The sequence below is a fragment of the Mucilaginibacter sp. GW821-FHT07G05 genome, from assembly GCF_059418565.1.
This window is the reverse complement of the sequence record NZ_JBWKQC010000001.1, coordinates 180,330-201,985: the sequence shown is the minus strand read 5'-3', so window position 1 is coordinate 201,985 and position 21,656 is coordinate 180,330. Positions and strand designations below refer to the sequence as shown.

The window sequence follows — 21,656 nt, the reverse complement described above, 5'->3', positions numbered from 1 at the left end:
AAACAAAGAAAGGCGCATCATAGCGCCTTTCTTTGTTTACTCTTATACTGAAATTATCCCTTTGGCGAAAGAACTATCTTGCGCACATTTACCGGGTTCCAGTTAGCCTGGTCGGCGGTAAGGCGAATGGTGTTCACACCGCTCTTATCTATCTTGATCTCGCCGATCACTAATTTTTTGTAGTTATTATAGCTGCCTGTTTTTTCAACCGCTTTTTGTACGGTTTGCGTACCGGCAACTATGTTGATCTTAGCGGTTGCCCCCGGGGTAGCTACCCATGTTTCTATTGAATAAGTCCCCGGTTTTTTAACCAATATTTGCCATGATGCTGATGCTTTCGGGTCTGTCCAGTAACCAAGGTTCTGCTCATCGCCACCTTCCGAGTTCATGGATGAACCACCTTGCTCTGTGTGCAGATCGGCCAGTCCCGGTTGCAATACAATAGAACCATCGGCTTCGGCTGTTTGTACAAAGGCATCAATTTGCGGTTTACCTTTTACCTGTAGTTTCACAACGGTAGCCACTTCATCCAAAGCCGTAGCGGGCACAGTTAGCACTACGCTGTTATCTTGCTTACCGGCCTTTAAAGTTTTGCCGTTAGCCAGTAATTTGGCAGAAAGCACCTCGTTAGTTAAACCGGGTATTAACAGCTGACCATTTGCTGGCCAGTTATATACATGAAGGTAAATAGTGGTATTACCATTAGCAGCCGCTTTAGTAGTAGCCCTACCCCACGGCAATACCTTAAACGGACTTGGCGTGGTAGCGTATATAGACTCATTGTTAACCTTCATCCATTTACCAATAGCTTCCAAACGTTCAACTATTGGCTGCGGGAACTTACCGCTTGGTTCAGGGCCGACATTCAGCAGGTAGTTACCACCTTTTGACGCGGTTTCTATCAGGTTACGAATCAATGTTTTGCTTGATTTCCAATTATGGTCGTTTACCTTAAAGCCCCAGGTATCGTTCATGGTCATACAGGTTTCCCACAAACCTTTTATCCCTGTAGCCGGAATATATTGCTCCGGGGTGAATAAATCGCCTTTTACATCGCCGCCTAACCTGTCGTTAGTAATAATTTGCGGTTGCATAGCCAGCAGCGGTAAAAATTTAGCCGCACGTTCTTTGGTCATATCGGTTGGTACATCCCACCACAGCTCGCAAACATCACCATAATTGGTTAAAATTTCTTTTACCTGTGGTACTGCAACCTTATCAATATACTCGTCCATACTGCCTTTTTGAGCATCATCCCAATGGCCGCGGGCAGCAGCGCCGCCTTTGTTACCCCAGTCGTTAGCCTGCGAGTAGTAGAAACCCAGTTTCATACCATATTTGCGGCAAGCTTCGGCAAGTGGTTTTATCAGGTCTTTACCGTACGGTGTGGCCTTTACTACGTTCCAGTCGCTGGCCTTTGAATCAAACAACGCGAAACCATCGTGGTGCTTGGTAGTGATCACAATATATTTCATACCGGCAGCTTTCGCCATTTGCACCCATTGTTCAGGGTTATATTCGGTAGGATTGAATTTTTTAGCGTAATCTTTATAGATAGCTACGGGGATGCTTGCATCGTGCATGATCCACTCGCCCAGGCCCGGGATATCCTTGCCATTATACTGGCCTGCCGGGATAGTATAAACACCCCAGTGAATGAACATGCCGAAACGGGCTTTCTCCCACCAGCCTGTTCTTGAAGTGTCAACATGGGCATGTACCGCCGGTTTCACGTGCAGTTTGATCTTATGATCTTTTGCCTGTAACGCGCTGGTGCAAACTAATGCAGAAACACCCAGCATAATTGTTTTAGCAGTGGTATTAATACTGATCATTGAATAATGGTAATTGGTTTATATCAAATCAAAGATAGCTTCGGCATTAATTTATCAATTTACTATTTTGTTAAATCATTAAACGATTTTGGCATCATAGCCTAAAAAAGACAATCGCAAAAGGGATGCAAATTTTTATTTGCACAGTATTAGACAATAACGCGACAATATCAATAATCATTTGCGCATAACGGCCTTAGTTGATAACTTGGGGCTATAGTTACACGCGCTACAGCAAACAGCTACAAATACTTATATTAAATGACCGGCAACTTCAACCAACATAAATCGCTATTAGTAAACTTAAAATGCCCCGAATGCGGTACCCTGCACGATGCCGGCAAATTAAATACCGTTTGTATCAACGATGATTGCCGGTCGACCCTGTTTGCGCAGTATCATTTAAGCGAAGGATTAAGTAAAGATATTTTACTGGGCCGCAAGGCCAGCATGTGGCGTTACCGCGAATTATTGCCCGTTATAGATGCCAAAAACATAGTAAGCATGGGCGAAGGTTTCACGCCCATTATCCCCATTGAAAACCTGAAACACGAAACCGGGGAGAACGACGTATTTTGGAAAGATGAATCGGGCAACCCTACCGGCTCGTTTAAGGCACGGGGCATTGGCATGGCGGTTTCAAAGGCCAAAGAGTTAGGCATTAAAGCTATCGCTACCCCTACCGCGGGTAACGCAGGCGGAGCGCTGGCAGCTTATGCCGCCCGTGCGGGTATAAAAGCCATTGTGTATATGCCAAGGTTAACCCCAAAAGTATTTAAGGATGAATGTCGTTTGTACGGTGCCGAATTGCTGGAGGTTGATGGCAACATCAGCGACTGTGGGAAACTCATCAACGAACATGCTTTGCTGAACCACTGGTTTCAGATCTCTACCCTGAAAGAACCTTACCGGTTAGAAGGCAAAAAGACCATGGGCTACGAAATAGCCGAGCAATTTAATTGGCAGGTACCCGATGTGATCTTATACCCTACCGGTGGCGGCACGGGCTTGATAGGTATATGGAAAGCTTTTGACGAACTGGAACAATTAGGCTGGATAAGCAGCAAACGCCCTCGCATGGTGGCGGTGCAATCTGAAAGTTGCAACGGTATTGTTAAGGCCTTTGAAACCGGCCAGCACACCGCCGCTTTTGTCGACGGTGGTTTTACCATTGCCAATGGTTTGCGTGTACCTAAATCGTATGCCGATAAGGTGATATTGCGTTTATTGTATGCCAGCCATGGTTGCGCTATAAGTGTAAGCGATGCTGAAATGAACGCCGCCGTTAAGCAAATAGCCAAACACGAAGGCATGTTGATAGCACCCGAAGGCGCGGCACTTTGGCAAGCCTACAAAAAACTAAAAGCCAGCCAATGGATAAAACCCGGCGAACAGGTGCTAATGATCAACACAGGCAGCGGTTATAAATACCTGGAAAACATCAGCATTTAATTAATCGCTGTAACGGTCGTTTCGCCAGGGGTAGGCCGTGTTGGAGTATCCCCTGTCTTCCCAAAAACCGGGTTTATCGGCAGTTAAAAACTCAATGCGTTTTATCCATTTGGAGCCCTTCCAGGCGTAAAGCTGCGGGGTTATCATGCGCACCGGGCCACCATGCTCTTTTTGCAGGGGCTGCCCTTCAAAGGTATGCACCAGTAAAACATCGGGCTTCAGGGCTTCTTCTAACGACAGGTTGGTGGTATAGGTATCGTACCCATAACAAAGTATGTGCGTAGCGTTCTCATTAGGATGAACCAAGACAGCCAAATCTATAAGGCTTACACCTTTCCAGTGCATGTTCAATTTTGACCACGTGGTAACGCAATGAAAATCTGATGTATCCTTCGTTTGCGGCAAAGTCATAAAATCTTTCCAGCTCAGGCGTACCGGGTTTTCAACCGCGCCGTCGATGGTGAGCCGCCAGCGTTCCTGCGGAACATCGGGCTGATAACCCAGATCGAGCACCGGCCATTTAACGGTAGCCGTTTGCCCTATCGGGATGCTGGGCATGCCATGCCGGTTAGGTTTACCCGATCCTTTCGGCGTATCATCGGCCACGGATGGCGTCAGTTTCATCTTCTCTTCAAAACGGGCCTTCAGCTTCATGCGGGCCTCAATTATCCGGTTCAGTTTTTCAGGTTCTTCCATAAGTTAAATTTACCTATTTTGTTATATTAAAACATATCAGCAACCCTAAACTGTTTACTTTTACATAACAACGAATTATGGATGGCACAACAAACTGATTTGATTATCATGATAATTAGAAAATATGGTCACGAAGGCTGAAGGTTTTATTGTAGACAGCCAAACGCTGGAAGATCTGAACATGTTCAGTTCATTAACAATCGAAAAATCAGTTCATAAGATTTTTGATAAGACGGCTACCACAGGCGGCGGAATAAAATTAAAAATGATATTCAACAGACCGTCCAACTCTAAATTGCTAATTTTAAAAAGACATGCGATTATCAAACGCCTGCAAACTGTTCAATGGTTTCCGTTGCTGACGAAAAATGAAGCTGACTTTGCCGAATCTTATCTGAATCAAACAGCCTTACCTGTTCTAAACTCCAGCTTTTCTGTCTACAGAAGAGCTTTTAACAACGCCATTGGCACCAACACCGATTTATATATAATTGAAAAAGGAATTTCTTGTATATTAAAAGGCTTCGCAAATGTATATGAACTGATAAAAGGAGCGCTCGACGCTGATGTTAAATCCAGGGATTGGCAAGATTTCGATAAAAAAGTCCAAACTTGTTTCAGTTCAAAAGTTTGGATCAGGATACTTGCGTTAAGTCGAAAACAGAAGATGCAGGCAGCTGATATAGCCTATTTTGACAAAGTTTTTCGTCGTGACTTTAAACGACAGACCAAAGATCTACTGGCGATATTATACGAGATGGATTGCTATTTAAGTATCGCTCAAGCCGGTCTTAGCGCAGGCTTCACATTTCCATGTTTGATTGAGGACACTGAACCACTTATCGATATCAAAGGACTTTTCCACCCTTTATTAGAAACCCCTACACCAAATGACTTTTCTATGCATGGCAGGGAAAACCTGCTGTTTCTAACTGGCGGCAATATGTCCGGAAAGTCTACTTTTTTAAAGGCGTTAGGTATATGCACCTATCTCGCCCATCTGGGCTTACCTGTGCCCGCACAAAAAATGAGGTTAACAATTTTAAACGGGCTATTTACAACAATTAACTTGAATGACGATGTCCAAAATGGTTACAGCCACTTTTATAGCGAGGTTATTCGCATAAAAAACATTGCTTTGAAAATGCAGGGTACAGATAAACTGCTGGTTCTTTTTGATGAACTATTTAGAGGCACCAATGCGACAGATGCTTCAGAAGCCACCTTTTCCATAGCAAACTTGCTGTCAAGATCAACAACAAACCTATTCATTATATCATCACACATTACTGAAATAGCGGAAAAACTTAAGGCCAATCATTATATAAGGTTCGGCCACTTCGCAACTCAAATAATTCACAGCAGGCCTCTTTACAGCTATAAATTATATGAGGGCGTCGCTTATGAACGGTTGGGTATGTTGATCCTACAGAACGAACAGGTATTAGATTTGCTGGATAATGGACGTCGTCAGTAAACATATAACGACCGTAAGCCGATGATAGTCAAAGTGCAGGCTGCAGCTGATAAAATTGTGCCGCAGTACGAATTTTTCGGCAATACCCGTTTTCTGGTCCAGCCGGTAACCGGACATACACTACATGCTAAAATATTAAAGGCTATTGAAATATTCGGCACGCAGGTAGCGTCTATCATACGTAAGGAAACCAGTACTGTAAAACCTATTTAAACCAAGCATACATTACACTGAAAATGAAACATAAAAAATATAAATACAGTCGCGCACTTGCCGTGTTAAGCATTTTTGCACTATCGCAAACAAGCACAGCCCAAAAAGCAGCAACAGCGATAAACCCGAAAGATAAAGTGGTATTTTTCGACGATTTTAACGGCAAAAAGCTTGACCGTACCAAATGGAACGCGGAAGTTACCGGCATGCACGTAAACAACGAGTTACAGGCTTATGCTGATTCATCGGCGACCATATACGTTGAGAACGGCAATTTGGTGTTGAGGCCGATAGCATCGCCTGATTTTAAAACCAATGACGGGCAAACATTCAACTTTATATCGGGCCGTATCAATACCAAAAACAAATTTGATTTTACCTACGGCACTGCCGAAGCACGAATAAAGGTAACCGATGGCGCGGGCTTATGGCCTGCCTGGTGGATGCTGGGCAACGGCGCATGGCCCGAATGCGGTGAAATTGATATAATGGAATATGTAGGCGAAAAAGACTGGGCAAGCGCGGCCGTACATGGCCCTGGTTATAGCGGCGAAACACCCTTTGTAAACCGCCAATACTTTCCGGCTAATAATGATGCTACCCAATGGCATACCTACTCGGTAGACTGGACACCTGACGAACTCTTATTTAAATACGATGGCGTACTGATGTTTCGTGTGAACCGCAAAATGGCCGAGCATTATGGCAAATGGGCCTTTGACAATAAGAAATACCTAATACTGAATTATGCCCTCGGCGGCGCTTATCCTATAAAACTGAATGGCAATAAAGCGCCATACTTTGGCCTGCCCGATACAAGCGTTGAAATGGTAAAGAACAAACAGGCAAAAATGTGGGTAGATTGGGTGAAGGTTACCCAACGGAAATAAACCGACAGTAAATACAATACATATTCAAGCCCGGCTTAACCAATAAGCCGGGCTTGTTTTTTGCACTTATGTGCGATGTATCTTACAAACGTTTTCTCGGGCGTTTCTTCTTTTCGCCGGAGGCATCGCTATTGCTATAGCTACCCGGTTTGGTATAGCCAGCCTTGGTGAATTTTGGCTTGTTGTATGTTTTGTTTACGCGCGGAGCAGGTTTAACAGGAGGCGGATTTTTATTATCGGCAATACGTACGCTTAGTGTACGTTCATCAATAGTAGCGCCGTCAAGGGCTGCGATAGCACGATCGGCACCTGCCTGATCGGTCATGGTGATGAAACCATACCCGGCACTTACATTAGTTTCCTGATCGCGAATAATGGTTACGGTACCAATTGTACCATAAGCAGCGAACAATTCCAAAAGCTCAAGCTCGTCCATATCCCGGGGGAAACCGACAGCAAATAATTTGACCATGCTACAAAGGTATCAAAATAGCAATCCCTTCGCAAGTTGTAATTAATTGATCAAAACGCATTTTCACAACTTAATGTCTTATTTCGCTGGGCAGTATGCCAAAATATTTTTTAAAAGCTTCTGAAAGGTGCGATTGATGCTTAAAACCTACCTCATAAGTTACCTCGCGGATAGTTTTTTTCTGATCGATGATCAAATGGCGGGCCTTTTCCATTTTTAAGCGGGTTACATAACCATAAATGGTGATACCATAATAGGCTTTGAAACCGCGCTTTAATTTAAACTCATTTAAACCCACCATTCGCGACAGCACCGGCAATACGGGCGGATTGGCGTAATCCTGATCGAGAATATCACGGGCCTGCTCAATCTTTTCCTGCTCCAGATCGGTAAACGTACGGATCTCCTGGTGCTGGTCATTTTGCATCTGCTCCATTTGCAGCATCAGCAGTTCAAGTACCTTGGCTTCGGTATGCAGGCGTTTGAGTTCACCTGTTTTTTTACATTCCAGTATGTCGTTAATGAGCTGCTTCATCTCGTGCGATACCAGCAGGTCTTTAGCCGAAATAGAGGTATACTTTCCATTCTTGATCTCCTCCACAAAATCGGCATGCAGTACCGAATCCTGGTTAATGAGGTGGAAATAATACTCTTTTGACAGCACCACCAAAAAGTAATTATACTCTACAACCGGCGAAAGCTCATACTTACCCGAAAGCGAGGGAATGTACCTGATATTATGCCTCGCCCCCGCGCGCGATCTTTTGCCTTTACCGGCATCATCGCTGGCGGGTGCGTTTTCATAAAAGATGAATTGCGAGGTAACGGTTTCACCCTCTATTTCAAAAAGTATTTTGGCAGGTTCATCAAACTGCATTTTGGCGTGCATCAAAAACAAACCTCCCGAACTGATCGTATAATTACTGAACTGGTGTACAGGCGGGCGCTTAATGGTCATACGCTTTTCGGCCAGCGGCGTTTGGGCGTTATAACCATCGGGCAGCTCTTCTATAAAAAGCCAGTCCTCAAAACTTTCAATTTTCGATTTGATGTGCATTTCCTGTATTCAACTATGCAAATATGTAAAATTGGTGCCTGCTGCACCCCATGGCCTAAAACAACTCACAGGGTGGCAGGGCTTTGGTCGTATTATTATATTAACGTGATCCCGGTTTAGGTAAGGTCACTTACTTTATTTCAAACTTGGTACTGCCTTTAGGCACTATCACGTACTCAAAAGTAAAGTACATGTGCGGGGTATCTCTAAACCACAGATCGGGCGTAAAGGCATCCTTATAACAGCTGATCATTTTTATTTTAGCGTAATTCCCTTTAGCGGTACGTACAACAACGGTACGCTCATCGGGCATAGCATACGCTACGTGCATTTTATTGAAGCTGCCATCACCTTTTATAGTTCCGCTAAAATCATACAGGTACCAGCCGGTCCCTTCACCAAAAGCACCCAGGTCATCAGTACCTATTAATTTCGAGGTAGAAAACTCAGCGTCGGCAGGCACATCGGTTACTTCATTAAATGGCTTTTTGAAAATTACTATACCACCTAAGCCATTGGCACCATAGCCGCTGTTTTTATCATCCTTACCGTTGTTTGAACCTAAAAAGCTGTTATATAAACCGGTAAAAGTAATATCCCAACGAATGGTTTTTACATACTCCACAGGCGTTTGCTCCTTATTTTCTAAACTGAAATAAACAGTAGGTGGCGGTGTTGTGGGCGCGCTGTCATCGGCGGGCGCTAAAAAGTTCTCTACCCTTTGCAGTTTATAAAAAGGCACTTTGCCTGCTGCAACAGGGGTATCTATTCCGGTTTCTTTATCGGGTTCAGGTGTGTTGTTTTCTTTACTGCAAGCTGTAAAAAGCAGTGTAGCAACAGCTATTGAACACAGCCATTTCAAGTTGTTTTTTATAGTTGATGTCATATCATTAATGAGTTAATATAAATTTTAAATAAGGTTTAGTCTTTTGTGCTTAGGTTTCGGCTGCCATCTAATTGTACATAGTACCTGAAGGTAAAATATGGGGCAGGCCAGTTCAAATCAGTCACCACAGCTGGCGCGCCTTTGTACATGCTCACCAGTTCCAGCTTAGCGTACCGGCCTTCGGCAGTGCGTAATACATAAGTGCGGTTTTTAACAGGAATGGCGAGGTGCGTATTTAAATCGTAGAAATACCAGCCGTTGCCATTGCCGCTGTCCCAACCTGCCGCTGTGATAGCATTCTTAGCAAAATCATCATCTGACGGCGCGGTGGTAACTTTATCGTAAGCCTGGTTTACCGCTACCATAGCGCCTTGCCCCGGTCCGCCATTGCCAAAACTGCCATCATCGGTGCCGTTATTGATAGATACATAAGAGTTATACTCTTTCGCGAAGGCGATATCCCATTCGGTGGTTTTCTTTTTGGTGGTATCCACTTTAGCGCCTGTGCTCAATTTAAAGTAAAAGGGTGCAAACGGGCGGCCGCTGCCTACCGTATTGCCTACATCACCGGGCAGATCCTTGATGATCACGCTTTTGCCGTCTTCCAGCTGCGGCTTTACTTCGTCTTTGGTACATGATGATACCGTTGCCATTGTAGCGATGGCAAACACTATCATTTTTAAAGTTTTATATAAATTACGCTTCATAGTCATTATCAATTTATTGGTTATGGAAAAACCTGTAATTAAGGCTTAGCAATACTACCCTGCCCGATTGCGCGGGCATCAGCATATCGCGATAGTTTAAAATATTATCTACCGTTACCTGCACGGCAAAGTGCTTGTTCATCAATGTTTTTTGGATGGCCGCGTTGAGCAGGTAGTAGCCCGAAACATAGGTATCAAAAGGATCGAGGAAACCGTTCGAACGCCCGGCCTCCATAAAGCCATACTTTCCGCGGTAGTTTACCCTGAAAGATGCCGTAATCCCTCTTGGTTCGTACTCATACCTTAACCTGATATTGGCCATGTGGCGCGAACGATTGGTAAGGCCGAAATAATCTGCCGTTGTGGAACGCCTGTCGCTGCTGATATTTACATCGTAAACGTTGGCATAGTTGCCTGTACCGGCTTTTATAGAATCAATTACACCCCTATCTTTAGCGTAAAGTAACTGGTAACCTGCCGATACAGTCAATCCCTTTGTCGCTTTCACTGTTAAGCCCACATCGGCGCCCGTAAGAAAAGCCTTGTCGATATTAAAATAAGAAAATACCTGCTGACCATTGGTTTTAGATGCTACCTGCTCGGTATTGATAAAATTGCGTACGTTGTTGTAAAACCCGTTTACGTCGAGCTTGAAGCGGGTGCCGGGTGTAAAGCTAAAACCCGCGCTGTACGAGGTAGAACGTTCCGGTTTTAAGCCGCCTACCTTTGCAGCATTGGGGAACACACGTGATATTTCGCCTGCATCTTGTAGCTTTTTAAGTTCGGTTGTAAATTCCTCGGTGCCTAACACGGTATATCCGCCACCGGCGAAATTGGTGAACACGAGATAAAGCTGCCTGAAATCGGGTGTTTTAAAACCTGTAGATACCGCCGCCCTAAGCGTGAGCGATCTTACAGGCTGATAGTTCACCCCCAAGCTTGGCGTAACGCTACCGCCGTAACGGCTGTGTCGCTCGAGGCGTGCACCGCCTATAAAACCGAGTTTGTTTGTTACTTTCCAATCGCCCTGGGTATATAAAAATGTATTCTGTTGATGCTTGCCGCCTGTGTACAGGTCATTATCCATGGTTTCGTACTGAGTACCCGCACCACCGGTAACCAACAGGTTATTAAACCATGTTTGTGATGCCTGCACTTCGGCACGGTGAAGGTATTGCATAAAATTATTGCCGGGAATAGTAAAGCCTTCGGTAAGGTTGGTTATGTTTTGCCCTGTAGCATAACGGGTTAAATAGTATTGCGATTTAATACGCACCCCGCTTTTAAAATTGCTGTTCAGCACTGCCGAGGCGTTGAGGTCATCCTCTTTCAATACATCGCGGGTTGGGTCGCCGCTGTATGATTTATTATTGTCAGACCGGCGCGAAGCAAACCTGCCTGTAACATTCAGCGAGTTAACATCGCTTAACAAATATTTGGCACGCCCCTGTATGGTATAGCTGCTATACGGAGGCACAGTTTTGCCTTCGCTTAGGTATGGGTTTGAATTGAAGCCATCAGTACGGTAATAATTTCCGGCCAGGTAGCCTGATCCCCTGCCATTTGCAAACGGACTTTCACCTTCCAAATTGGCATCAACCATATTGAAGCTGCCATAACGGATGCCCGCCAAACCCTGCGCCTGCGATATATGCTGACGGGTAACTATATTCACCACACCGGCCATGGCCTCGCTGCCGAACAGGCATGATGAAGCGCCTTTTATAATTTCGATCCTTTCTATATTGGCTACCGTAATACGCGACAGATCAAAATTGCCCGAATTGCGACCCGTCATTGGCTGACCGTCTATCAGTATCATGGTATAACCGCTATCAAAACCCTGCATTTGTAAACCCACAGCGCGGGCACCCGCACCAATGTCGCTTACTATGGCCAGCCCGGTTTGCTCTTTTAATACTTCATCTAACCGGCGGCTCCCCATTTCCTCAATCTGTTTACGGGTAATTACAGTTGATGGCATTGGGGTACGCTGCAAATCGATCAGGTTATCGGGGTTGTAATGTTTGCCCGTAATGCCAACCTCGGTTAAGGTGTTTACATCGGTTTCGATACTTACAGGTAGTATAGTCTGTTGATTATCGCGAATGGTAGTTTTGAGCATTGCCGGTTTATAACCTATAGCGCTTACACGAATATTGTACACGCCCGCTTTCAGCTTTTCGATGATGTACTGCCCTTTCGCGTTGGTTGATGTGCCCTGCCCTGTTTGTATCAGTATAATGGCTACGCCTTCCACAGCATTCCCCTTATCATCGGTAACCGTTCCGCTTAAGCGGCCGGTTATTTGGGCGTAGGTAAGAGATGAACACAATAGCATGATGATAAGCGGTAAAAAGCGTTTCATTAATAATCAGACTTCTTATTTTTAAACAGTCTAAATAAGAACAGAACAAAAGTGCTTAGTTTAATCGATAGTTTATTACCGAAATCGGGATTATTTTTTATGACTTTGGGAGCATTATTTGCGAAAAATTGAAGAGAAACAGCCTGAATAAAGCCTTAAATCAGCATCTAACAAAATCATAAATAACTAAATACAAGCTAATTAAAACACCACCATTTACCATCACACGCCATTACTGACATCGTGTTTGACATAGCCCGATTTCATAAATGTTACATATCTTATTTGGAATGCTTATAAATAAGGAGTTCATTTGTACCATGAAATCCACACACCCCTCTCTCCGTTACATAATTATTTTAACTATAGCGATTCTGTTCAGTAACAACAGCAACTTATTTGCCCAAAGCGGCAACGATAGCATCAAGATAGCGAATGACATTCCGGCGGCTACAAAAAAGGCTTATTACAGCATTGATAAACACGCCATTGTTGATGGCGCCGATACCGCAGGCAAAAACTGGGATTTAGCCTTTTTAAAAACTGCCGTATGGGTAAACAGCGGCGTAAGCGGCACTGGCAGCACAACCGCTCTTGTATTGAAGAATGTAAAATTCGACGATGTTAAGCAGGCACCGGCAACCGGTTATCAGTCCGACTCGGCAACGCAAAAGGCTATTCCGCAAGGTAGCGGCAACGGCTGGTATGCTTATGATATGAACACCCATACCATTACCCCGGTACCCGGCCGCGTAATTATTTTACATACTGCATCAGGTAAATATGTTAAGCTTGAAATACTTAACTACTACAAGAACGGCGATGGCGACCCAAGTCATTACACTTTCCGCTACGCCTTTATTGAACCCGCTAAATAAGCACAATACATCCCCCTGTTAATCCATGAAAAAAATAATCTGTCTGCTTACCGTTTGCCTTGCTTTTGCCATTGGTGCAAAGGCCGCATCGCCTAAGCGTATCATAACCCTTAGCGGTGCCTTGACCGAAACTGTTGACGCGCTTGGCTTTGGGAAAAACATTGTCGCGGTTGATGTAACCAGTACATACCCCGCTTATGCTAACCAGTTAGCGAAAGTGAGCAAAAGCCGTTCGGTATCCGCCGAAGGACTTATCTCTTTCAGTCCCGACCTGGTACTGGCGCCCGAGGGCTCGGTATCAAAAGAGATTGAATCGCAGTTAACCGCGGCAGGTATTAAATTGGTGAGCATCAAGCAAACCTATACCGTTGCCGGTTCTTACGATTTTATCCGGGATGTAGCCGCTGCCTTGCAGGCACAGGCTAAAGGTGCGGCACTCATCAAACAATCAAAAACGAAAATAGATAATGCTGTTACCGTCGCTAAAAAAGCGAAGAAGAATACCAAGGTATTGTTCATTTATGCCCGTGGCCCGGGTGTAATGATGGTGGCCGGTAAAAACACCAGCATTGATGGTATTATTACCCTTGCGGGAGGCAACAACGCTGTGACCGACTTTAACGATTTTAAGCCCTACACTACCGAAGCATTGGTACAGGCTAACCCGGATGTTATTTTGATGTTCGATTTTGGTTTCAGCAGCCTTGGCGGCATGGATAGCATCCTTAAAATACCCGGTATGGAGCAAACCAAAGCGGGTAAAAACAAACGTATTGTACAAATGGACGGCGGGCTGCTTACCAATTTTAGTGTAAGGCTCGATCAGGCTATTGTACAGTTGCATAACAAGCTATAGTATGCCCAAAGGGATCATTTATACTATTTTAGTTATCGCTTTAATTTTGGCCGGGGCTTTTTCTGTTGGGTTGGGTGCTGTAAGTATCCCGGTGCCCGAGGTATTCGCGTTGCTGCTGCACAAAGCAGGCATCTGCAACATAGCCAACATTAACGAGCAGCACCAGGTTATTATTTTTATAGTACGCATGCCACGCCTGTTGCTGGCCATTTTGGTTGGCGCGGCGCTGGGTATCTCAGGTGCTTCTATACAAGGCATATTCCGTAACCCGCTGGCTGAACCGGGACTGGTAGGCATTTCGGCCGGTGCTTCATTGATGGCGGTGGCAGTTATCGGTTTAGAAACTACCTTTCTCGCAGGGTTGAGCAATGTTTTAGGTTATTATTTATTGGCGTTCGCGGCCTTTGCAGGCGCGGGAATAACCGCATTTATCATTTACCAGCTTTCGCGGCACGATGGTAAACCCAATGTGGCAACCATGCTGCTGGCCGGTATAGCTATCAACGCGCTTGCGGGGGCTTTAACAGGGCTAATCACTTATTTATCCAGCGAACAACAGTTACGTAATATCACTTTCTGGATGCTGGGCAGTTTGGGTGGCGCCACATGGCAAACGGTTACCACACTGACGCCGTTTGTGATGATACCTGTTTTATTGCTTCCACGATCGGGCAAGGCATTGAACGCTTTTTCACTGGGTGAAATTCAGGCGGACTACCTGGGACTAAATGTTAACCGCATTAAACGCAATGTTATCCTGCTATCAACCATGGCTATTGGTTCGGCGGTATCGTTAACGGGTATTATCAACTTTGTGGGCTTGCTGGTGCCGCATATTGTACGCATGGTAATCGGGGTTGATAACAAGCATGTATTGCCGGCATCGGCATTAACTGGGGCCTTGATGATGGTGGTAGCCGATATTATATCACGTACCATCATTGCCCCTATTGAATTGCCCATCGGTGTGATCACCGCGCTGATAGGCGCGCCGGTATTTTTGTATATCCTGGTACGCGATAAACGTAAAATATCTATTTAACCCGATAACGATGCTAACAGTTAAAAACATAAGCTATCAGATTGGTCCGCATAAATTAGTGAAGGATATTTCGTTCAGCATTAAACCGGGTGAACTGATCGCCATACTGGGTTCAAACGGGGCGGGTAAATCATCCTTATTAAAACTGCTCGCGGGCACTTACAAACCCAACGAAGGCACTATCCATTTCAACGGGCAACCGCTATCAAAGTACAGCGCGTTGGAGTTGGCTAAGATGCGTGCCGTGTTAAGTCAGCAAAATGTGGTAAGCCTGCCATTTACCGTGCAGGAAATAGTGATGATGGGCCGGTACCCGCATTTTAACAACCATCCGTCTGCGCACGACCATAGCATTGTAAACACTGTAATGGAGGCGACAGGGGTATTATCGCTTGCCGGTAGATCGTACCTCACCCTATCGGGCGGAGAGCAGCAGCGAGCCCAATTATCGCGCGCACTGGCACAAATATGGGAGAACGAGCATGCTTTGTTACTGATGGACGAACCGGTATCGGGCATGGATATACTTTATCAGCAGCAAACATTGGCCATATTAAAGGCCATGACACAAAAAAAGTTTATGGTGATCAGCGTGCTGCACGACATGAACCTCGCCTCGCAGTATGCCGACAGGATAATTATGCTGAAAAATGGCCGCAAGTGGTACGATGGCACCGCAGCCGAGGTGTTAAACCCAAAATCGGTATATGAAATATTTGAGATAGAATCGGACACGTTCACTAACCCGACAACGCTTAAGCAGATTATTATGCCGCGTGAAATTATTTACGACAACAACAAAACCCCTTTAAATACATAAATATGGAAACTACTATCAACGCCCTAAAAGAACGTTATCAGGAATATAAACTGGCCAACCCCAAAAAGCGCATCCGTGAAATAGCTGCCGACCTGGCGGTGAGCGAAGCCGAATTATTGGCCACCGGTTTGGGCGAAACCGTTACGTTACTGAAAAAAGATTTTGAGAATCTGCTGAAACAGATCAACTCGTTAGGTTACGTAATGGCATTAACCCGTAACGAATATTGTGTAAGCGAGCGCAAAGGCGTTTACGAAAAGGTATCATTTTCCCCGCATGCCGGTTTGGTTTTAGGCGAGGATATTGACCTGCGTATGTTTATGCAGTACTGGCATTTTGGTTTCGCTGTAAATGAGAACGACCGTTACAGCCTGCAATTCTTCGATCAATCGGGCGTGGCTATACATAAGATATACCTGACCGATAAAAGCGACAAAGCCGCTTACGATGAGCTGGTAGCCGCCTACAAAGATGAAGAGAACAATGGCATAAGCACCACTGCCTCAAACAGAACGGCCCCTGCCGAATTGCCCGATGAAGCAATTGAAAAAGAAGCATTCGGCGAAGCATGGAAAGCGATGCAGGACAGCCACGAGTTTTTTGGATTGCTGCGCAAATACAAAGTTACCCGGACACAGGCATTACGCTTATCGCCTGAAGGCTATGCCAAAGAGATAGATGTAGAAAAGGCCAAAAGCATATTCGAGCAATGTTCGGCACAACAAATCCCGGTGATGATATTTGTGGGTAACCACGGCTGTATCCAGATCCATAGCGGTAACATCACCAAACTGGTTGCTATGGGGCCATGGTACAACGTACTCGACCCTGAATTTAACCTGCACCTGCGCGAAGACGCCATAGCAGCGGCATGGCACGTAGTAAAACCATCAACCGACGGCGATGTAAATTCGATAGAACTTTTCGACAAAGACGGAGAAATGATCCTCCAGATGTTCGGCAAACGCAAACCCGGCATCCCGGAACTCACCGAATGGAGAGCATTGGTTAACGAAACTGTTTAAGTAATAAACTGTGTCATTGCGAGGTACGAAGCAATCTCGTAGCTATTCATGTTCGCCCCGTATAGTTCGCGATTGCTTCGTACCTCGCAATGACACTTTTTAGCATAAGACTTACAAAGTTTTAAAAACTTCGTAAGTCTCCTTTACCGTCAGCAAATAGCTTCGGGCGAAAACGGGCAGAACTGTGGTGGCCATGAGCGTAAAGGCGGGCATAGCGAACTTGTTGCATGAGGGAAGGAAATGAGCGGCGGGGCAAAAGTTCCAGCCCTAAGTTATGACTGTTTTGCAGGGTATGGCCTCGTGCGGCATAGAAGCCTTTTGCTGGATAAGGGTTTATTCGTTGTTGGTTTGTTTTTAAATGTACTCATGAAATCGCTTCGCTTAGTCTGTTACTTTTTGCCCTCAACAGTAATGGGGCACTGCGCCCAAGAGCAGACTGATGTTAATCACAGCACAAACTAAGCCTAAGTAGAGATTGCTTCGTTCCTCGCAATGACGATAATGATAGAAAACGCACCAAAACACGACGTGATTACTTCACTATATTCGCAATTACACGTTCTTTATAATAAATTATATCTCCTTAATATCACTCCTCTTCAACCAACCTTCATTACCATTAGCCAGTTGAACTTTTGCCCAGCCGTTGTTGGTCTCTAATACGTTAACTTTGGTACCGTCGTGCAGTATGAATAAGTTGCCCGCTTTTTCGGCAGGCGCGCTTTTAACCGTTACCGATGCGGTGAATACAATGGCTTGTTTGTGGTCTTCAAAATAAGCGGCCTGCCTGTTGGCAATAAAAACAAACAGCAAACCAATAATAAATAAACTTACAGCGGTGTAAAACGCGCCCTTTTTAAGGGTTAAGGCCTCGCTAAAAAAGTAAACAATAAGGCTTGCCGATGCCAACAGCACTAATACAATGCTTAATACAGACAATACATTTAACGACATTGCTAAAATAAAACCCTTCCACCATTTAGTAAGGAAAAACTCGGGCACTTCTACTACCTTGTCGGTGGTGCGTTGGTTAGCATATTGTATATTAAAGCTGATATCTTCGTCGCCGGGCGATAGCTTGTGCGCCTTTTCGTAATACAGTATAGCCGATGGGATATCGCCTGTTTTGTAACTGGCATTGCCCATATTAAAATATAAGGCGGCCGATTGATAGCCTTCGCCAATCAATTTTTTGTATACTTCAAGCGCTTCTTTATAGTTCGATTTGGCGTAAAGCGTGTCACCTTTTTTAAAGGAAGCCGAGGTATTGTTATCAGCAAAAGATAACAGCGGCAGCGCCAACCATAATATGATATATAATATCCGTTTCATGCTGTTAAATTTTGCTTTCAATATCGTTAATAATGCCCTTAGCTTTGTCGAACACCTCTTGTTGCGATATGTGTGTTACCGGCGCATAGCGGGCCATTTCGCAAAGATCGAGCGTATCCAATAACTGATGTGTAAGCTGATCATCCAGGTTCCGTGTTTTCAGGTTAGATGCAATGGTATCCTTGTTCAGATCGGCATAACTGATGTTCAGCTTATCGCTCAGGTAACCATACAAACCTTTAAATACATCCTCATAAAAAGCTTTGGTATTGTTGGCCTGCAATTGCTTTTGTGCGCTGGCTAAATGTTTGGCAGCCATTTTACCCGCCCTGCGGCTTTTAACCTTCACCACATCGCTGTTTAGTTTGCGGTTTTTGTTACGGTATACAAAAGCGGCGGCGCATGCTATTGGCCCCACGGCCAGCAATAAGTAATATAAGCCGGAACCGAAAAGACCATCGCCTTCTTCGGCAAGTTCGGTATCACCTGTTTTGATATACCTGATATCTTTATCCAGTACTTTAATATCCTGTTTATCTGCTGTAAAGGCGGTTACATTGGCTTCGTTATCGCCTTTGTTTACCTTTACCGGGAATGCTTTTGTTGTAAGTGTTACATATTTGCTCGTGTTCGGATTAAAATACGTGAACTTAAGCGGCTCAATAGTAAAATTCCCTTGGTGGCGCGGAATAAGCAGGTAGTTATACACCCGGCTTCCTGATACGCCATTGATACTTTCGGTAATGGTATCGGTTATTTTAGGATCATACTTTTCAAAATCAGCCGGGAAGTTAGTGCTAAGGTCTTTAAACAGTTTGATATTACCAGAACCTGTAACCTTCACCCTGTAGTTGATGGCTTCATTAGCTTTCAATTCAGATTTGTCAATAGAGGCTTCAATACTAAACTTACCTACCGCGCCTGTAAAACTTTCGGGCTTACCGGCTTCGGGCAGTGGCTTTACATGGATAGTTACCGGGGCGCTCTTTACCTTTTGCTTTACCTCGGTAGAACCACCGCCAAAAAAAGCCTCGATCTCGTTACGCGGCGCAACGGGTACACGTGCTAAAAAGGTCATCCCCAAAGGATCAATCGTGAGGTTACCCGCATGCTCCGGGAATAGTATAGTTTGTTTAATATCGGCAACATTATAACGCTGGCCTTTATAAGTTTCTATATGCCATCGTACCTGCTGCTCTTTGCTGTTTTTTACATCCTGGCTCCAAAATCCATTCAGGTCGGGTATTTTATCAACCTGACTATCAAGCAAGTCGACCCGGGTGTACAAACGGTAACTTACCGTTATCTGGCTGCCCTGGTATACGTCGGTTTTATCGGCAACAGCACGCATAAACAGGTTCTTAGCCATATCAGCCTCTGCCGGCGCTGCCGCTTGCGCGTTACCGCCAGCCTGCATATTTTGCTGGCGTTGCTGCTGTACCGGCCTGCCTTTCACCACTTTTATAGTTAAGCCGTTTGATGTTAACCTGCGGCCGTTAACAAATATGGTAGCCGGTGCAATGGTATAACTCCCCTCCTTTTCGGCCATAATATAGTAGCTGTAGGAGTTGCTCATGGTAGTAACACCGTTAACAGAGCTCATACTGGTAGAGATATTAGGACCGGCCAATATCCGGAAGCCATTAAAATCAGGCGGGGCAAAATGGTCGCCGTTGGTATTGATGGAAAACATTACCTCAAACTGTTCGCCGGTAGCTACCTGTGTGCTGGCAACAGTAGCTGTAAGCCGGGCATCCTGGGCGTGCAGCAGCGTTGCCGTAAATAGTAATATCGTTAATATATAAAACCTGATCTTCATTTATAATTTGCAAACGCGTAAGAATATTACCAGTCTTTAGAGATGTTCATTTTCACCCCTTTTAACTTTTTATTCTTCAGTTTATCCTGTGTTTGTTTTTCGTCGTTGTTCAGGGCATCCAGCATCCGTTGGGCATCTTCTTTCGATAGCTTATCTGGCTGTGGTTTCTGTCCCTGCTCGTCTTTTTTGTCCTGGTCTTTCTTATCCTGATCCTTGTTATCTTTATTCTGATCTTTCTTGTCTTTATCCTTGTCCTTCTTATCCTTATCCTGCTGATCTTTATTGTCTTTATTCTTATCCTTGTTCTTTTGGTCTTTGTTATCCTTGTTGTCCTTATTTTTCTGGTTCTTTTTATCCTGCTGTTGCTGCTGTTTCAGTTTCTCCTGCGCGTAAGCGAGGTTGTAACGGGTTTCATCGTCCTTCGGGTTATTCATCAAGGCTTTTTTGTAGGCTTCAATACTTTCTTCCAGCTTTTTATTTTCCAGCAGGGAGTTGCCCAAATTGTGGTAAGCCTTAGCGGCCATAGCCTTATTGCCCGATTCACCTAATTTAGTAAACTGATCGCCTGCTTCGGCATATTTTTTTTGTTTGTAGAGCGCGTCGCCCAGGTTAAAGTTACCCTCAACATTTTTCTCTTTTTTAGCTACCGATTTACGGTAATTCTCTTCGGCCTCGGTATACTTTTTTTGCTGATACAGCTCATTGCCTTTTTTAACGTAGCTTTTTTCCTGCTGCGCAAAAAGCACTGTGCCGTTCACTAAAAATAATATGATAAAAACTAACTGTTTCATTACTTTTTCACCTCAAATAAATTCACACGGCTCAATCGCACACTTTTGCGGTTTGATATAAAGAACTCCACCATTAACAATATAAAGGCAAACCCCAGGAAAAACTGGAAACGGTCTTCAAAATCCTTAAAGCTTTTGCTGTCGTAAGTTTTACGCTGAATCTTACCTATCTGATCCATCACTATATTGAAGCCGCTGTTGGCGTTTGATGCCCGCACGTACGAACCACTGCCCGCCGCCGCTATCTCCTTACACATATTCTCATCCAGCTTACTCATTACCGTTTTACCGGCACTATCGGTATGAAAACCAACCTGCCTGCCATTTTGAACAATTGGAATAGGCGCGCCTTTTTCAGAACCCACTCCGATCACATGTACGGATACATCTTTATCGATAGCCTTTTTGGCTGCTATTACCGCGTCGTCCTCGTGGTTTTCGCCATCGGTAATTACTATCATGGCTTTGCCTGTTCCATTCTTAAAATCGAAAGAACGCATGCCCAGGTCAATTGCCGCGCCTATTGCCGTGCCCTGTGTAGGCACCATATTGGTATTGATGGTACTTAGAAATAGCTTGGCCGCCGAATAATCGGTCGTAATAGGCAACTGCACATAAGCCTGACCGGCAAATACGATAATGCCTATGCGGTCGTCGTGCAGGTTATCTATCAATTGTGCTATGGCGCGCTTGGCATTCTCCAAACGGTTGGGCGACAGGTCTTCGGACAACATACTGTTCGATACATCCAGCAAGATCATCAAATCGGCACCTTTGCGTTTTACTTCTTCCATTTTTGAGCCTATCTGCGGATCGGCAGCACCGATCACTAAAAAGGTAAAACCCAACAGGAACAGGATAAATTTAAGCCACGGCCTCGAAAAAGAAACCTGTGGTATCATTTTCTTCACCACATCTTTATCACCCAAGGCAATTATCGCGCGTTTTTTCCAGGTAGTTACGGCGATGAATAATATAATTAAAACAGGAACTGCTGCCAATCCCCACAAAAATTCGGTATGTGCAAATCGTAGCATGGT

Annotated in this window: 20 protein-coding genes; 9 read left to right on the top strand and 11 right to left on the bottom strand. The window is 44.7% G+C overall.

All coding sequences use genetic code 11. From position 1 onward, the window contains the following. Positions 1 to 53 precede the first annotated feature (53 nt). Positions 54 to 1,835 carry an alpha-L-fucosidase gene (locus tag AC07NA_RS00815; protein ID WP_494894829.1) on the bottom strand — a complete coding sequence of 594 codons (1,782 nt, stop codon included), beginning with the start codon at positions 1,833 to 1,835 and terminating at the stop codon, positions 54 to 56. A 261-nt stretch (positions 1,836 to 2,096) separates the two neighbouring features. Between AC07NA_RS00815 and AC07NA_RS00810 the strand changes: the two genes are divergently transcribed. Beyond that, positions 2,097 to 3,287 (top strand): threonine synthase, encoded by a 1,191-nt coding sequence (locus tag AC07NA_RS00810; RefSeq protein ID WP_494894827.1) that lies wholly within the window; start codon positions 2,097 to 2,099, stop codon positions 3,285 to 3,287. On the opposite strand, the gene AC07NA_RS00805 is transcribed toward AC07NA_RS00810, so the two are convergent. Continuing rightward, positions 3,288 to 3,983 (bottom strand): molybdopterin-dependent oxidoreductase, encoded by a 696-nt coding sequence (locus AC07NA_RS00805; protein ID WP_494894825.1) that lies wholly within the window; start codon positions 3,981 to 3,983, stop codon positions 3,288 to 3,290. A 124-nt stretch (positions 3,984 to 4,107) separates the two neighbouring features. Between AC07NA_RS00805 and AC07NA_RS00800 the strand changes: the two genes are divergently transcribed. The 3 genes from AC07NA_RS00800 to AC07NA_RS00790 are packed head-to-tail and all read left to right on the top strand — an operon-like array spanning position 4,108 to position 6,563. Continuing rightward, entirely contained in the window at positions 4,108 to 5,460 is a 1,353-nt protein-coding gene (locus AC07NA_RS00800) for a MutS-related protein (RefSeq protein ID WP_494894823.1), read from the top strand. Between the two features lie 21 nt (positions 5,461 to 5,481). Continuing rightward, a complete protein-coding gene (locus AC07NA_RS00795; RefSeq protein WP_494894822.1) occupies positions 5,482 to 5,673 on the top strand; it encodes a hypothetical protein in 192 nt (63 codons plus the stop codon). A 23-nt stretch (positions 5,674 to 5,696) separates the two neighbouring features. After that, entirely contained in the window at positions 5,697 to 6,563 is an 867-nt protein-coding gene (locus tag AC07NA_RS00790) for a glycoside hydrolase family 16 protein (protein ID WP_494894820.1), read from the top strand. Positions 6,564 to 6,645: 82 nt separating this feature from the next. Here the strand turns inward: AC07NA_RS00790 and AC07NA_RS00785 are convergent, their stop codons facing one another. The 5 genes from AC07NA_RS00785 to AC07NA_RS00765 all read right to left on the bottom strand — a co-directional run bounded on the left by AC07NA_RS00785 (position 6,646) and on the right by AC07NA_RS00765 (position 12,053). Further along, complete coding sequence (locus AC07NA_RS00785; RefSeq protein ID WP_494894818.1) at positions 6,646 to 7,035, bottom strand: RNA recognition motif domain-containing protein; 390 nt, start codon at positions 7,033 to 7,035, stop codon at positions 6,646 to 6,648. A gap of 70 nt (positions 7,036 to 7,105) precedes the next feature. Continuing rightward, positions 7,106 to 8,092, bottom strand: coding sequence for an AraC family transcriptional regulator (locus tag AC07NA_RS00780; protein ID WP_345214387.1), 987 nt, complete (start codon positions 8,090 to 8,092; stop codon positions 7,106 to 7,108). 130 nt (positions 8,093 to 8,222) lie between these two features. Continuing rightward, complete coding sequence (locus tag AC07NA_RS00775; RefSeq protein ID WP_494894815.1) at positions 8,223 to 8,978, bottom strand: HmuY family protein; 756 nt, start codon at positions 8,976 to 8,978, stop codon at positions 8,223 to 8,225. A 35-nt stretch (positions 8,979 to 9,013) separates the two neighbouring features. Beyond that, on the bottom strand, positions 9,014 to 9,685 hold the full coding sequence (locus AC07NA_RS00770) for an HmuY family protein (protein WP_494894814.1): 672 nt from the start codon (positions 9,683 to 9,685) through the stop codon (positions 9,014 to 9,016). A 13-nt stretch (positions 9,686 to 9,698) separates the two neighbouring features. Then, complete coding sequence (locus tag AC07NA_RS00765) at positions 9,699 to 12,053, bottom strand: TonB-dependent receptor (protein WP_494894813.1); 2,355 nt, start codon at positions 12,051 to 12,053, stop codon at positions 9,699 to 9,701. 320 nt (positions 12,054 to 12,373) lie between these two features. Between AC07NA_RS00765 and AC07NA_RS00760 the strand changes: the two genes are divergently transcribed. From AC07NA_RS00760 to AC07NA_RS00740, 5 genes are read left to right on the top strand one after another with little or no spacing between them, the layout of a single operon-like run. Continuing rightward, positions 12,374 to 12,931: an HmuY family protein gene (locus tag AC07NA_RS00760; RefSeq protein ID WP_494894811.1), complete on the top strand. Its 558-nt coding sequence runs from the start codon at positions 12,374 to 12,376 to the stop codon at positions 12,929 to 12,931. A 25-nt stretch (positions 12,932 to 12,956) separates the two neighbouring features. After that, entirely contained in the window at positions 12,957 to 13,787 is an 831-nt protein-coding gene (locus AC07NA_RS00755) for a heme/hemin ABC transporter substrate-binding protein (protein ID WP_494894809.1), read from the top strand. A 1-nt stretch (position 13,788) separates the two neighbouring features. After that, positions 13,789 to 14,829: a FecCD family ABC transporter permease gene (locus AC07NA_RS00750; protein ID WP_494894807.1), complete on the top strand. Its 1,041-nt coding sequence runs from the start codon at positions 13,789 to 13,791 to the stop codon at positions 14,827 to 14,829. Between the two features lie 10 nt (positions 14,830 to 14,839). Beyond that, on the top strand, positions 14,840 to 15,649 hold the full coding sequence (locus AC07NA_RS00745; RefSeq protein ID WP_494894805.1) for a heme ABC transporter ATP-binding protein: 810 nt from the start codon (positions 14,840 to 14,842) through the stop codon (positions 15,647 to 15,649). A gap of 2 nt (positions 15,650 to 15,651) precedes the next feature. Then, a complete protein-coding gene (locus tag AC07NA_RS00740) occupies positions 15,652 to 16,674 on the top strand; it encodes a hemin-degrading factor (protein ID WP_494894803.1) in 1,023 nt (340 codons plus the stop codon). A gap of 573 nt (positions 16,675 to 17,247) precedes the next feature. Here the strand turns inward: AC07NA_RS00740 and AC07NA_RS00735 are convergent. The 4 genes from AC07NA_RS00735 to AC07NA_RS00720 are packed head-to-tail and all read right to left on the bottom strand — an operon-like array spanning position 17,248 to position 21,653. Then, positions 17,248 to 18,006, bottom strand: coding sequence for a tetratricopeptide repeat protein (locus AC07NA_RS00735; RefSeq protein ID WP_494894801.1), 759 nt, complete (start codon positions 18,004 to 18,006; stop codon positions 17,248 to 17,250). 4 nt (positions 18,007 to 18,010) lie between these two features. Next, the gene (locus AC07NA_RS00730) at positions 18,011 to 19,825 is read right to left on the bottom strand and encodes a BatD family protein (RefSeq protein ID WP_494894799.1); all 1,815 of its coding nucleotides are present in this window, start codon (positions 19,823 to 19,825) and stop codon (positions 18,011 to 18,013) included. Positions 19,826 to 19,851: 26 nt separating this feature from the next. After that, complete coding sequence (locus AC07NA_RS00725; protein WP_494894797.1) at positions 19,852 to 20,616, bottom strand: tetratricopeptide repeat protein; 765 nt, start codon at positions 20,614 to 20,616, stop codon at positions 19,852 to 19,854. Continuing rightward, a complete protein-coding gene (locus tag AC07NA_RS00720; RefSeq protein WP_345209598.1) occupies positions 20,616 to 21,653 on the bottom strand; it encodes a vWA domain-containing protein in 1,038 nt (345 codons plus the stop codon). The genes AC07NA_RS00725 and AC07NA_RS00720 overlap by 1 nt, the downstream gene beginning before the upstream one ends. Between the last annotated feature and the right edge of the window lie 3 nt (positions 21,654 to 21,656).